General features: G+C 47.3%; 14 protein-coding genes. 3 read left to right on the forward strand and 11 right to left on the reverse strand.

The window, feature by feature from the left end; translation table 11 throughout:
* Positions 1–169 precede the first annotated feature (169 nt).
* Entirely contained in the window at positions 170–904 is a 735-nt protein-coding gene (gene fabG / locus ACXAGQ_RS20955) for a 3-oxoacyl-ACP reductase FabG (RefSeq protein WP_475256463.1), read from the reverse strand.
* 261 nt (positions 905–1,165) lie between these two features.
* On the opposite strand from fabG, the gene ACXAGQ_RS20960 reads away from it, so the two are divergent.
* Together ACXAGQ_RS20960 and ACXAGQ_RS20965 are read left to right on the forward strand one after the other, a co-directional pair.
* Positions 1,166–2,137 (forward strand): LysR family transcriptional regulator, encoded by a 972-nt coding sequence (locus ACXAGQ_RS20960; protein ID WP_475256465.1) that lies wholly within the window; start codon positions 1,166–1,168, stop codon positions 2,135–2,137.
* A complete protein-coding gene (locus ACXAGQ_RS20965; RefSeq protein ID WP_475256467.1) occupies positions 2,088–3,008 on the forward strand; it encodes an alpha/beta hydrolase in 921 nt (306 codons plus the stop codon). The genes ACXAGQ_RS20960 and ACXAGQ_RS20965 overlap by 50 nt, the downstream gene beginning before the upstream one ends.
* 90 nt (positions 3,009–3,098) lie before the next feature.
* Here ACXAGQ_RS20965 and ACXAGQ_RS20970 read toward each other — a convergent pair whose 3' ends face one another.
* The 6 genes from ACXAGQ_RS20970 to ACXAGQ_RS20995 all read right to left on the reverse strand — a co-directional run bounded on the left by ACXAGQ_RS20970 (position 3,099) and on the right by ACXAGQ_RS20995 (position 8,020).
* Positions 3,099–3,620, reverse strand: coding sequence for a DUF2058 domain-containing protein (locus tag ACXAGQ_RS20970; protein ID WP_317520595.1), 522 nt, complete (start codon positions 3,618–3,620; stop codon positions 3,099–3,101).
* A 124-nt stretch (positions 3,621–3,744) separates the two neighbouring features.
* Positions 3,745–5,079 carry an N-succinylarginine dihydrolase gene (astB, locus tag ACXAGQ_RS20975; RefSeq protein WP_475256468.1) on the reverse strand — a complete coding sequence of 445 codons (1,335 nt, stop codon included), beginning with the start codon at positions 5,077–5,079 and terminating at the stop codon, positions 3,745–3,747.
* Positions 5,080–5,362: 283 nt separating this feature from the next.
* Positions 5,363–5,695 carry an SMR family transporter gene (locus tag ACXAGQ_RS20980; protein ID WP_475256651.1) on the reverse strand — a complete coding sequence of 111 codons (333 nt, stop codon included), beginning with the start codon at positions 5,693–5,695 and terminating at the stop codon, positions 5,363–5,365.
* A gap of 117 nt (positions 5,696–5,812) precedes the next feature.
* Positions 5,813–6,199, reverse strand: coding sequence for a hypothetical protein (locus ACXAGQ_RS20985; RefSeq protein ID WP_475256470.1), 387 nt, complete (start codon positions 6,197–6,199; stop codon positions 5,813–5,815).
* A gap of 151 nt (positions 6,200–6,350) precedes the next feature.
* Positions 6,351–7,274, reverse strand: coding sequence for a cation diffusion facilitator family transporter (locus ACXAGQ_RS20990; RefSeq protein WP_475256652.1), 924 nt, complete (start codon positions 7,272–7,274; stop codon positions 6,351–6,353).
* Between the two features lie 164 nt (positions 7,275–7,438).
* Positions 7,439–8,020 (reverse strand): DNA-3-methyladenine glycosylase I, encoded by a 582-nt coding sequence (locus tag ACXAGQ_RS20995; RefSeq protein ID WP_475256472.1) that lies wholly within the window; start codon positions 8,018–8,020, stop codon positions 7,439–7,441.
* A 372-nt stretch (positions 8,021–8,392) separates the two neighbouring features.
* Between ACXAGQ_RS20995 and ACXAGQ_RS21000 the strand changes: the two genes are divergently transcribed.
* Complete coding sequence (locus tag ACXAGQ_RS21000) at positions 8,393–8,674, forward strand: hypothetical protein (protein ID WP_475256473.1); 282 nt, start codon at positions 8,393–8,395, stop codon at positions 8,672–8,674.
* A gap of 144 nt (positions 8,675–8,818) precedes the next feature.
* On the opposite strand, the gene ACXAGQ_RS21005 is transcribed toward ACXAGQ_RS21000, so the two are convergent.
* The 4 genes from ACXAGQ_RS21005 to secD all read right to left on the reverse strand — a co-directional run bounded on the left by ACXAGQ_RS21005 (position 8,819) and on the right by secD (position 13,391).
* The gene (locus ACXAGQ_RS21005; RefSeq protein WP_475256475.1) at positions 8,819–9,169 is read right to left on the reverse strand and encodes a hypothetical protein; all 351 of its coding nucleotides are present in this window, start codon (positions 9,167–9,169) and stop codon (positions 8,819–8,821) included.
* 141 nt (positions 9,170–9,310) lie between these two features.
* Positions 9,311–10,498 carry a cystathionine beta-lyase gene (locus tag ACXAGQ_RS21010; protein ID WP_475256477.1) on the reverse strand — a complete coding sequence of 396 codons (1,188 nt, stop codon included), beginning with the start codon at positions 10,496–10,498 and terminating at the stop codon, positions 9,311–9,313.
* Positions 10,499–10,672: 174 nt separating this feature from the next.
* Positions 10,673–11,569 carry a protein translocase subunit SecF gene (secF, locus tag ACXAGQ_RS21015; RefSeq protein ID WP_475256479.1) on the reverse strand — a complete coding sequence of 299 codons (897 nt, stop codon included), beginning with the start codon at positions 11,567–11,569 and terminating at the stop codon, positions 10,673–10,675.
* A 1-nt stretch (position 11,570) separates the two neighbouring features.
* Positions 11,571–13,391 carry a protein translocase subunit SecD gene (gene secD / locus ACXAGQ_RS21020; protein ID WP_475256480.1) on the reverse strand — a complete coding sequence of 607 codons (1,821 nt, stop codon included), beginning with the start codon at positions 13,389–13,391 and terminating at the stop codon, positions 11,571–11,573.
* Positions 13,392–13,554: the final 163 nt, after the last annotated feature.

Here is a 13,554-nt window from a genome sequence, read left to right on the forward strand (position 1 = left end):
GTTTGTAAAGCTGATTTTAGACGCTAGAAGTATCGTTATCACAGTATAATAATATTTTACGGTACCCTTTTAAAAAGGGAGGTAATAAATATTTTCCGATTAATGAACCAGCGTTCAATAAAAACGGCCGCTATTGCGACCGTCAATTAAATGGCGCACGTAGTGCTGTTTAAATAACCAACCCACCATCAATCTTCAGAGTTTGGCCAGTAATAAACGCCGAGTTATCGCTAGCAAGGAATAGCGCCCCATTGGCGATATCCTGTGGTTTCCCCATACGGCCCAGCGGTGTTTTATGCCTCATAAAATCGAGTACTTTTTCCGGTAAATCGACAGTCATCGGCGTTTCAATAAATCCAGGCGCTATACAGTTGGCCCTTACCTGAGCACCTTTGCGAGAAAACTCCTTCGACCACCCTTTCGTCATGGCAATAACGCCACCTTTGGTCGCCGCATAGTTGGACTGACCAATGTTGCCATCCGTGCCCACTACTGAAGACATGGTAATAATAGAGCCTGCGCCGCCTTCAACCATAACAGGCGCAATCGCCTGCGTCATATTGAACACGCCCTTTAGGTTAACGTCAGACACGAGATCCCAGTCTTCCTCGGACATTTTTTCAATCAGGTTGTCACGGGTTACCCCGGCATTGTTGACCAAGACATCAATTTTGCCGTGCTCTGACTTCACTTTTTCAATGAAATGCGCAATATTCTCACGATCACAAACATTTAGCTCAATACCTGTGACATTCGGGTACTTTGCCTGCAAATCAGCCATTGCCGCCAAATTCATGTCACACGCATACACTTGCAACGCATCATTCTTGGCAAAGGTTTCAACGATGCAGCGGCCAATCCCTTGGGCACCACCTGTCACGATACACACTTTGTTATTTAGCATTATTTTATTCCCCTATATGAATACCAAACTGTTACATCAAAACGGTTAGAACTGGTATTAGCGAGTGCCTGCAGTTGTGACGGGCAACACAACTCACTGTATTCTGGTATTTTAGAAGATTCACCCCAAACCATTAGTCACATTGATGCAAATCACCTTTGCGAATATGGGAGGTCAAACAAGGCTATCACTTAGCTGTCATCATTTTCTGGCACTTTTTTGCTATAACTATATGTGGGTAAATGGATTTTAGGGGGGCTCATGTTAGACAAGGTTGTCTTTTTTCTTCATGTTGTGAGAACCGGTTCGATAAGCGAAGCGGCCAAACACAATAATATCTCACCGTCTGCCGCCAGCCGTTGGTTAAACGAGCTGGAAGAAAAGATGGGGGTAAGCCTACTCAAACGGACGACTCGGAAAATCACCCCAACCCAGGCCGGTCAGCGGTTGTTTGATAGGTTCAGCTTGCTGCATACCCAGATTGACGATGTATTCAATGAAGTTCAGAACATGAGCAGTGAGGACCGAGGCACCATCAAAATCGCCAGCACCCCCCTGTTTGCCAAGCACTACCTAAGCCAGATCATCGGCGAGTATTTGCAAGAGCACCCGTCCATCAATTTTGTCGTACTGGAAACGGCTTTCGAAGTGGATCATGTCCATGATGTCGACTTTGCCATTCGGGCCAATGCCACTTACCGGGGCTTTCAAGATAAAGACAGCTTACTGGTGAAGCGTTCACTGCTTCGAGAACCTTTGATGGCGTGCTGCTCTCCAGGCTATATCGAGAAGAACGGCAAGCCCATTGTCCCCGATGATCTCAAGCACCACCGCTGCCTCTACGCCAGTACGCTAGTGGGTGGCAACCGGTGGATTTTTGAATTGGATGGCGAATATTCAACTGTTGAAATCGCCCAAACCGTAGAAGCTGACGACAGCGAAATCCTCAAAAATATCGCGATGAATGGTGGGGGAATTGCTTACTTACCCCTTAGTTTGATCTCCAGTGAGCTCGACAGAAAAACCTTGCAGCCTGTTTTGGAAAATTATGTCAGCAGCCAGTTTGAGCTCAATCTATATTTCAAACCAAGGAAATATATGCCGGCACGCTGCGCCAACTTCAAGGATTACTTGATTGAGCGGGTTCCCGAAATTGAACTTATCAAGCAACAAGGAAATGCGCATGGCCGATCTGCCCAAAAGCCTGCAAGTATGGCTAAAATCATTCAATGATACCCTCGCGCAAGCCAAGGTACAGGGGATTGCGCCAACACCAGAGATGGCAAGGCTAGGTTTAGCAACGATTACCCAGCAGTTAGTCACTTCTGAGATAGCTATCGGCCAAGTCGCCGATACCGATATTAAAGGCACTTCTGTCCCCTGCCGTATTTATCACCCAGCCCCTGGGACTGAATTACCCGTGTTAATCTTTTTCCACGGTGGCGGCCACATGTGCGGCAATATTGAGGTTTATGACCCCATAAGCCGCCGCCTTGCCCACCACAGCCAACACATTGTCGTGACGATTGATTACCGGCTGTCGCCCGAATACCCTTATCCCAAAGGATTGGTAGATTGTATAGTAAGCCTTGAGCAAATCACCAACACGCTTGACGATCAGGAGCTTCATTACCTCCCGCACATTTCGCTGGCAGGAGACTCGGCCGGAGGCGCGTTAGCAACCACACTTGCCCAACACCACCCAGAAGCCATCAGCCAGCTAGTCTTGATATACCCGAGCCTTGATTACACGTTTTCCAGTGACTCTTTAGTGGATTACCGTGAAGGCTATATCTTGGAGACAGCAAAAATACAGTGGTACTTCGACCAGTATTTCCAACAAGGCGAAAACCGCCGAGAGGCTTCACCACTGTTTGCAGCGTTACCCAGTAACCACCCAGCAACTATGCTCATAACCGCGGGGTTTGACCCAATACAGGACGAGGGAAAACGGTATTTCGAACGCTTGCAGATGCTAGGGGTAGAAAGTACCCACCACCATTTCGACGACATGACACACGCTTTCCTTAACTTGGAGGATCTGGTCTCAGAGCATTGCGAAGCGACATACCGCTATATCTCAGACTTCCTTAACCCGTCGTGATAATTGTTTGGAAACCCCAATAGGTAAAGCCCAGCAATATATGCTGGGCTTTATCAATCACTAAGGGGCCAAGCTCTATTAATTAAAGCTTTACCACATCAGATCGTCTGGGATCTGGAAGTCCGCGTACGGATCATCTTCATCAACTTCCTGCTCAGACACAGTATTGTTGACAATGATCGTCTCTTCATCACGCTGGCTGATCTTATCGGCAACTACACCAGGGATCACTGCGTAGCCCTCCAGGTAGCGGGCAATCGCTAGTCGGCCGCTAACAAGCTGGTCTTGTGTCTGCTTATCGACATAGATTTTCTTAACTAGCGTACCATCGGTAAAGTTATAACCAATATCACCATCAGCCAGATCTATCTTGTTCATTTCGATCAGCTGCTTCACCTGAGAAGCGATAGCTTTCTTATTCGCTTCATCCTGCTTCTGGCGGTTCAGCTCTTTGTCCTGCTCCAACTGGGCAGCTTTATTCGCTTCAACAGCGGCTTTAGCCTCATTACGCAGAGTACGAGATTTCTTGGACTGTTTGCCCGCTTTTTTCAATTTTTTCTTGTCAATAAGACCAGCTTTTAGCATCTGCTCTTGAAGGGATAGTTTCGCCATTTCGACTCCGTCACGGGCAAAGATATATTAAACCCCTATTATCCCTTTGTCGCCGGAATCACGTCAACCTTGTCTACTAGACATCGTGCAGATAAGCGGCGCAAAGACGCCGCTATTCAAACAATTAACGCTGGAAAGGATATATCGAGCCTAAGTTGAGAATTTGCGTAAGCTCATCGAGGGCTGTACGTGACTCAAGCAGCAAGGAAGGATCAGCCAAATCAGCATCAGCCAACCTGTCACGATAATGCTTCTCCACCCAGCCGCTTAGCTGGCTATATAGCGCATCTGACATCAAGGTGCTTGGGTTCACTGCCGCCAGCTCTGGCTGTGTAAGTGCCACGCGCAGCCTCAAACAAGCAGGGCCGCCACCGTTGGCCATACTCTGCTTCAAATCAAACACCTTAATGCCGTCAATGCCCTGCCTATTGGCTACCAGCTGCTCAAGGTATGCCCACACCCTTGGGTTATTGCGACACTCTTCAGGCAATATAAGCACATTGTCACCATTTGGCATGGTAATGAGCTGGGAGTTAAACAGGTAGCTAGTGACAGCATCCTCTATAGAGACACTTGCGGTCGGCACTTCGATAATACGCATTGCACCGGATAATTTGAGGTTTAGCTCGTCGTAAACAGCCTGCTGGTTCAAGAACGCCTGTTCGTGACAGAACAATACATTACGGTTACCCACCGCAATCACATCGTTGTGAAACACACCTTGATCAATCACATCCGGGTTTTGCTGGGCGATGACTACTTTGTCTGTATCTAGCTGGTGCAGCCTTGCAACCGCTTCACAGGCTTCAAAGGTATGACGGGCTGGAAACTTCTTCGGTGCAGGATACCGGTTATCAAATGCGTAGCGGCCGAAAACAAAGAACTCAACCCCTTGATGCCCGTAGTCCAGGCAAAAGCGAGTATGGTTAGCCGCTCCTTCGTCACCAAAGTGCTCAACGCTTGGCAGGGCTGGGTGGTGGACAAAGTGTTTCTCATCCGAAAAAGTGGCTTTGAGGATACGGCCAGTCACCTCATGTTCGATAGATCGATGAAACTTATTAATGAGGTTAGCAGGGGTGAAATGGACCTTGCCGTCCATGGTATCTGCCGAAGGCGATACTGTCGCCGCATTGGCTGTCCACATACTTGAAGCAGAACAGCAAGCTGCCAGCACCTGCGGGGCTTGTTTCGCCGCTGCCGCCAGTACAGATTCATCACTACCGGTAAATCCCAACCGGCGTAATGTTGCGGTATCAGGCCTTTCCTGCGGTGCCAGTACCCCTTGGACCATTCCCATATCAGACAAGGCTTTCATCTTTGCCAGCCCCTGTAAGGCTGCCTGCTTAGGGTTAGACGGGTTGGCCTGGCTTTTCGCCGAGGCAACATTACCAAAAGAGAGTCCGCTGTAGTTGTGTGTTGGCCCAACCAGGCCGTCAAAATTAGCTTCAAGTGCGCTCATAGACATTCCATGTTTAATTACCACCTTTATTCATGACACCAACAATAACAAAGTCGCTACATTTACAACAAGTGTGGTACAACTCTCTGGTAATCTCAGCCAAGAAGATATAATCATCGGCTAATGGCATGGCTATGCAAAAAAGAGACGCTTCTGGATATCCCTATCCTTAAGCCGTCACATATTTAAGCGTTTGTAAGTTCAAATAAAGCCTGCTCAGAACAAGCCGGCTTTTTATTGAACTGTGCGCTGGATCATCATATCCAACAAAAGAGTAAGTCACTCAGTGGCTCACTGAACGAGAAAAAACGTTGATGACAACAGTACCCGACAAGATAAGAATCATGCCTATCAACGCGGGTAAATCCAACTGCTGCCCGTGCCACAACCAACTAATCATCGCAACCAGAACGATCCCCGCACCACACCAGATCGCATAGGCAATACCAATTGGAACCGCCTTTACCGTAATCGACAACATGAAAAAGGCGATGGCATAGCCCAGCAGCGTGACCAGCGTCGGTATAATTTGGGTAAATTGCTGGGTTTTAGGCAGCATTGACGTCGCAATCACTTCACAAACTATCGCTATAGACAAGGCCACCATAGGAGGCATAGCTGCAATCAACTTGAACATCAGAGACTCATAGTACGAGGAAAGCGCTGATCCTAAGTGAGTTTGATGAAGAAGTCATGATGCCAGATATAAATTTTTCTAGGTAGGCGCATAAGATTAATCATCCCACTCAACAACATGCCCTGAGTCATACACACCGTCGCTGTAAGCCGGGGAGAAGTTAATGAAGATATTTTCCTTCGCCACAGGCAGTACATCAGCCAAAGTGTTGGCAATAACTTCAAGCATGCTGGCGATTTGCTCTTCGGTATTGAAACTGGGGGCGACAAGGTGGACTAATAAAGGATGGGTTTTATCCGGTTGGCAGTCGACTACCCTACCGTTATGGGCATAATGATGAGGAGAAAGGTAGTCCCAAGTCGCCATAACATGCTTTAAATCGATTTCGCTGGTTTCTGATACTGCTTTTGAAAGCACACCTAGTGTGGAGGGAATGTTCACTTCTTGGGCAAAAGGCAAAGACTTAATTCTGATTAACGGCATAGCGCTTCTCCTTTAAGACCTTAGCTAGCAGCAAGGATAGCTGCTAGCTAATTTGATCGAGGTCACATTAAAGAAGATAGCCAAGCGCGCTGTTGCTACACCTTCTCAATTTTGAGAATTAGCACTTATTTATCCATCAAATGAGCGCAAATTAATCACAGCTCTTGTCCTCGCAGCAAGGATTAACCACACGCTCAGCACACGTATATGGCTCGATATGGATCACCACATCAACCAGCTCATCAATCTGAGCCAAGATATGCGACTTAAAGTTTTCGCTGATAGTATGGGCGTCTTCAACCCGCATGTCGGGATCCACCAGCATATGAAAGTCCAACAAGATTGTGCTTCCGGTACGGCGGCTACGAATGGCATGGACTTCCTTGATCTGCGCCACTTCACTGGCATAGCCCTGGATCTTAGCCTCTATATCTTCATCAGCCTGTGCCTCAGTGAGCTCCATGACTGCTGGCCACAGGATTTCAAATGCCGCCTTTAAGATCATCGCTGTAACGATAAGCGCCGCAACCTGATCAAGGTAATGCAAATCAGGGAATATGTAATTAGCAATCACAGCAACAGCAACAGGCAATGAACTCAAGGCATCAGTACGGTGATGCCATGCATTGGCGTGAAGTGAGCGGCTGTTGATCGTTTTAGCTTGGATAACCGTCCAGCGGTAGAGCACTTCTTTCACAACGATTGAGGCAATTGCCGCCCAAAATGCCAACATACCGGGAACCGCTTTGGATTCATGACCCAGAGCCGATAGAGAATCCCAGCCAATTCCGATACCAACAATAAGCAGCAATACGCCAATGAAGATATTGGTAAAGGTTTCAAATCGCCCATGCCCGTATGGGTGGCCTTTGTCTGCGGGGGCGGTCCAATAACGTGAGCCAATCAAGATAGCGGTATCGGTGATCAGATCCGAAAAACTGTGTACGCCATCAGCAACCAACGCCTGGCTACCTGTCATTTTACCTATCGTGATCTTTAATACTGCCAAGCTAACGTTTGCTATTGAGCCGACCCACGTCGCTCGCTGTATTACTTTTACCGGATTATCAGCCATTGTCCCAACTTCTTGCATGGTTAACATCCCCCTCGTAAAAGCCTTACGGCAGAGGGGGAAAAAATAAACAACAACATAATACGCATCATCCCAGTGACAAACCAGTATCTCTGTTCTATCGCTAAAATAGTTGATACCTATTAACTACAGCTATCAGCGTTGGTTTATTTTATTGGCTCGTCTATTACTTCTTGATGGCAGTAACAGGTCAATAAATGATCATTCACCATCCCAACCGCTTGCATAAAGGCATAGCAAATAGTTTCGCCGACAAATTTAAAACCTTTCTTTTTGAGAAAGCGACTCATTTGCTTAGAAGCTTCTGTTGAAGTAGGAATCTGTTCCATTGTTTGCCAGTGGTTAATTATTGGTTGGTGATCGACAAACTGCCAAAGTGCATTTGCCAGAGAGCCATACTCATTAATTAACTGTTGGGCTGCTCGTGCATTATTAAATACCGAATTTATTTTTCCACGATGCTTGATTACATCATAACCACCAATAATTGCTTCTACTCGATCATCTTCATATAAGGCAAGCTTCGCTATATCATAATTATCAAATGCCGCCCTGTAAGCCTCACGCCTTTTAAGAATGGTGTACCAACTCAATCCCGCTTGAGCACCTTCTAGAGTCAGGAATTCGAATAAATATGTATCTGATTTATTTACCCTTCCCCACTCTTTGTCGTGGTATTCCCGCTCGATCGGTTGCTTCATAGCCCACGCGCATACCGTTTTTTCCATGATATCTCCTAGAATATGTTCAATTAATCACCGAAAAATTTAGTTACAACAATGATATTTCTCCAAACTGCTGAGCACAAATAGCTTTTAAGTGCGCATAACCCCAAAGGGGTAGTTGTGGTTAGAGTACCTCTTGATAATATCCCCTCAGAGAATTATCCTGTAAACGTTTACTGATTCGTTTGTCAGTTATTTAAAGGCGAAGTGACAAAGTAAGTTAAATGAATTTTGAGCATGCATTCGATTTTCACTTTTTTTGCTACCAGCATCACATAACCTTAGATGAGACATGTAAATCAAATTGAAAAATAACAGCTTCATTCCATAATGGGAAAATCAATACGTCGTTATTGGTTAGGGAAAAGGACTTTTATGAGAAATATCGCCGATTTTATCGAGCAACTAGAAAAAGGGGATGACCCATACAATGTTTGGGTTTATTCCAGTAAAGGTCAATACAGTCAGTTCGGCAAGCAAGGTAATCGCGTATCAACCCCAGCTCTTCAGCGTGCGTTGAACCAATACTTGCAAGTTGTAGTAGAAATGAATAACAAGTCTATTGATGATGCATTTTTACTCCTACCCGAAGTGCATGCAGTTGTACCCGTCTCGTTCCGAGACGGTCAGGTACAGTCACTGACACGACCAAACTAAAGTAAGGCATAACATTTTGTGACTAACGATTAAGAACGATACATGGCTGGGTCTATCTTACAAACAAAATGAAAATGACTTACCTAAAAACAGACCTTCCCGGTCTGTTTTTTTATGCCTAAGAAATATTTAGCGATACGCTACTCACTCGTAACTATAACTAAAGCTCTGATAAGGATTGATAAACGAAGTCGACATCAGTATCCGAGAATTAGATTGTTTACAGGCTAGATTTCCATCATCCCAACCTTGATTGAATTTGGTATCACTGCCATCGAGGGTTTCATCCTTGCCAAACACCTTGCCATAATTACCTGTCACTCCAAGGGCACTGTCGCATCCTTGGTTATAGCCATAATGGTAAATACTGTCGTATGGCACATCGTAGTCATAATCATTAGGAAATAACTGGTAATTTTCCAAATCCGAGCTTGAACAACCCAGCATTGTCATTGGGAGTATAACAATAGCGGCCCAATACCCTGTCCTCTTCATAACATCCCCTTTGGTCTGCCGTTTACTACATAGTAGCCAAAAGATATGTGTTGCGTGGCTCAAGATAGATACTCTCAACGTATTCAACACAGCAAAAGGCCAGCATACGCTGGCCTCTCTTTGTCTATAAGATGTGGGGGGTTATTTATTTAACACTGCGTTTAAACGCTCAAAACCTCGCTCCAAATCTTCAATCAAGTCTTCAGGCGACTCCAGGCCAATATGCAGGCGCAGCAAAGGACCGGCAAAATCTTTCTTGGCGACAGTACGCAAAGCGTTAATGTTTTCATTAGCAAGGATCAGGCTTTCAAAGCCGCCCCATGAATAGCCCATGCTGAAGTGCTGCATACCGTCGAGCAATGCTGTCAGCGCCTCGGTGTTACCACGGTTCAATACAACAGAAAACAGCCCATTGCAGCCTTTGAAATCACGCTTGTAAAACTCGTGGCCTTCACAACTTTCGAATGCCGGGTGACGTACATGGTCAACCTCTTCACGCTCTGCCAACCATTGCGCAACCTTGATACTGTTCTCTTCATGCTGTTTCAAGCGTACGCCTAGAGTACGTAGGCCACGCATGGCGAGGTATACATCATCCGGCGACGTACACTGACCAAGCAGGTAGCTGTTTTCACGCAGCTGATCCCAGCAACGTTCGTTTGCGACCGCGGTACCCAACATTACATCAGAGTGACCAACAATGTATTTGGTTGCCGCTTGAATCGAAATATCTACACCGTGCTCAAACGGCTGGAAGTTAATAGGGGATGCCCAAGTATTGTCGAGCATCACAACCAAATCATGTTCATGGGCAGTGCGAGCCAAGGTCGGCACATCCTGTACTTCCATGGTGATTGAACATGGCGACTCAAGGAAAAGAACCCTTGTATTCGGCCTAATAAGATCGCGGATCCCCTCGCCAATCATAGGATCGTAATAGGTGGTTTCCACCCCCATTTTATCAAGCATTTTGTCACAGAAGTCACGGGTCGGCTCATAGACACCATCCACCATCAAGATATGGTCACCCGCCTTAACAAAAGACAAAATCGCACTGGTGATTGCAGCCGTTCCACATGGGTATAGCGCACAGCCGACACCACCTTCTAGCTCGACCATTGCATCCTGGAAGGCGAAGTGAGTGTTGGTACCACGGCGGCCATAGAATAATTCTTTATTTGCGCGGTTTGCCGTTGCGTGCTTCATCTCTTTGACCGAATCAAACACGATGGTTGAAGCACGGCTTACCGGTGGGTTAACCAGTGATTGGGTCCACTTCGATGAACGTCCAGCAGTTACTATCTTGGTTTCTAATGATTTCTTACCCATGTTGCGTCTCTTTCCTTTCAATCTCGGCGCTAATCTCCATACTTTTGACGTTATCACAGTTCAAGCGTATTGGATATAAATGGCTATGCACTAAATAACTATCCATTTTCCCAATAAAAAAAGGGCCCGGAGGCCCTTAGATTTAAATAGCTTTGTAAGTGATTTTTTGTTCAATTACGGCTCTTGAGATACCGGCTGCAGTTTGTAGTGGGATGAGTCCAGTTTAAACAACTCAGGCAACGCAGTACCGACCGAAATGGAAGACCAGGTACCGGTCAAAATACCGATAAACATCGCAATAGCGAATCCCTCCAAAGGGCCACCGCCCAGCAGCCACAATGAACCCACTGTCAGCAGCGTCGTACCCGAAGTGATCATGGTACGGGAGATCGTTGCAGCAATGGCTTCATTATTGATGTCTTCAATGGCCTTGTTCGGCTTTGAAATTAACAGCTCACGGATACGGTCGGCAATAATGATCGAGTCATTGAGCGAGTAACCCAAAATCGCGAGCACAGCCGCCAGTACCGTCAGGTTGAACTCCATCTGGGTAAGGGCAAAGAAGCCCAATACAAAGATCACATCATGCGCCAGTGCAAAAACAGAGCCTGATGCCAAACGCCACTCAAAGCGGTAGCTCAAGTAACCAAGAATACAGAGAATCGCTACCAGCAAAGCTAAGCCCCCCTGCTCTGCCAGCTCTTGCCCGACCTGAGGGCCAACGATACTGGTATTCAACACCTGGACATTGGCATCCAAGGTATGTAATGCAGCAGAAATATTTGGTGCTTCACCTTGCTCTGGGATCGCATAGCGCAATACCCAGCGCCCCGGCTCACCGGCTGCGATGACGCTCACGTCCTGGCCGAGATTCGCATCCAGCTGCTGGTCAATCTCATGACTGGTTAACGCCGTGCTGGTCTGTACCTCTGTCACGATACCGCCAGTAAAGTCCAAGCCCCAGTTCAGCCCCTTAACGGAGATAGCCAGCAAAGAGCCAAGCAGCAAGATAATAGACACGACACTGGTGAAGTGACGCCACTTCGTTGCATTCTTCATTGTGATCAACATATTAAATTCGCACCTCACGTCGCGCATCACGGCCCCAAACCAAATTAATAATGGCGCGGGAAGCAAAAATACCGGTAAACATACTGGTTAGAAGGCCTAAACCAAGCGTCAGAGCAAAGCCCTGAATCGGGCCATTACCAACGGCATAAAGCACAACCGCGGTGATCATGGTGGTAAAGTTGGCATCGAAAATAGTGCTAAAGGCACTGCTAAAGCCGCGGTCAATCGCCTGCGCAAGGCTGCGGCCTTCTCTCAGCTTGTCGCGGATACGCTCAAAGATAAGCACATTAGTATCGACCGCCATACCGACCGTCAGTACCAGGCCAGCAATACCCGGAAGCGTCAGGACAGCCCCAGGGATCATTGCCAACAGGCCAAACAGCATCACCATGTTGAACACCAAGGCTACATTGGCTACCCAACCTAAACGGCGGTACCACAATGCCATGAAGACAAGAGTCAGCCCCATACCCAGGGCCAATGCAGCAAAACCGTTTTCGATGTTTTCCGCACCCAATGTTGGGCCGATAGTACGTTCTTCAACAATGGTCACTGGCGCTGTCAACGAACCGGCACGCAGTAGCAATGCTAACTCCTGAGCATCCTGCATAGAGCCAGCACCAGTGATCCGGAAGCGATTCCCCAGCTGGCTCTGGATCGTTGCCACACTGATGATCTTGCTTTCCTGCACCGCATTGCCTTCATTGTCTCGGCTATATTCACTGAAAGCGGTTGCCATTGGCTTACCGATATTCTGGCGAGAGAAGTCAGACATGATCTTGCCGCCAGCGCTATCGAGGTTGATGTTCACCTCAGCCATACCCATTTCGCCAAAGCTGGCACGGGCATCGACAATATGATCACCGCTTAGAATTGGCTTACGCGCAACGCGTACTGGCTGTCCATGCTCGTCATTGATTGTCATGGTACTGCCGCTACCGAGTTCTCGTACCGGATAAAATGCCAAGCTCGCAGTAGCACCAATCACACTTTTTGCCGCAGCTGGGTCTTGTACCCCCGGCAGTTCAATACGAATACGGTTTTCGCCCTGGCGTTGTACTAGCGCTTCAGTAATGCCTAGCTCTTCGATGCGACTGCGCATGGTTTGCAGGTTTTGCTGAACCGTCAGATTCCTTAACTGCGCTTGCTCATCATTTTTCAATGCCAGTTTCACGCCATGGCCAGCGTCATTAGTGACCTGCCATTGCGGGTAGTTTTGGCGGATAAACTGACGGACTTTGCCATTGGCTTCGCTGTTAGGAAGCCTTACCACCAAGGTATCTGCGGCCACCGATTCGATTCGAGTATTGCGAATGCTCTGCTGGCGGAACTCCTGGCGCAGTTCATCTTGCAACAATTCGGCTTGCGCTTGATAAACCTGGTTCATGTCCACATCAAGCAAGAACTGGACACCACCACGCAAGTCCAAACCTAGTTTAATCGGCGCAAACCCCATGCCCTGCAGCCATGCCGGTGCTGCAGGCGTCATGGCCAAAGTGAGCTGCGAATCGCTGTTTGGCCCCATCGCTTGAGCCAATATCGTCCGGGCTTGGGTCTGCTGAGACTCATCGGCAAGTATCACCAAGGTGCTATCCGGCTGCTGATCGATACGTTTGACCGCAATATCGTGCTGCTTCAAGGTATTTTGTAATTGAACAACATCAGGGACTGAAACACCTTTCGCAGAAACTTGCACCGCCGCGTCCTCACCGTACCAAGTCGGGATCGCGCTTAGCATCATCACCACCAAGGTGACAATCAAAACAACATACTTCCAGGCGGGATAATGATTCAGTAACCGCTGAGGGGATTTTTTTCTCATATTTTTACCACTGTTTTTAGTGTGCACCGCATACGATGCACAGCACACTGCCCCCATCAAATAAGGGAAGCAGGTGTAATACCGCTCCTACTCACAGCACGATATGTACTTAACAAGCAGGGTTAATTTGTCCTGAACTAACAGCAGGACGGGATAAATTGCG

This window comes from Photobacterium sp. ABD4_091 (assembly GCF_056160145.1).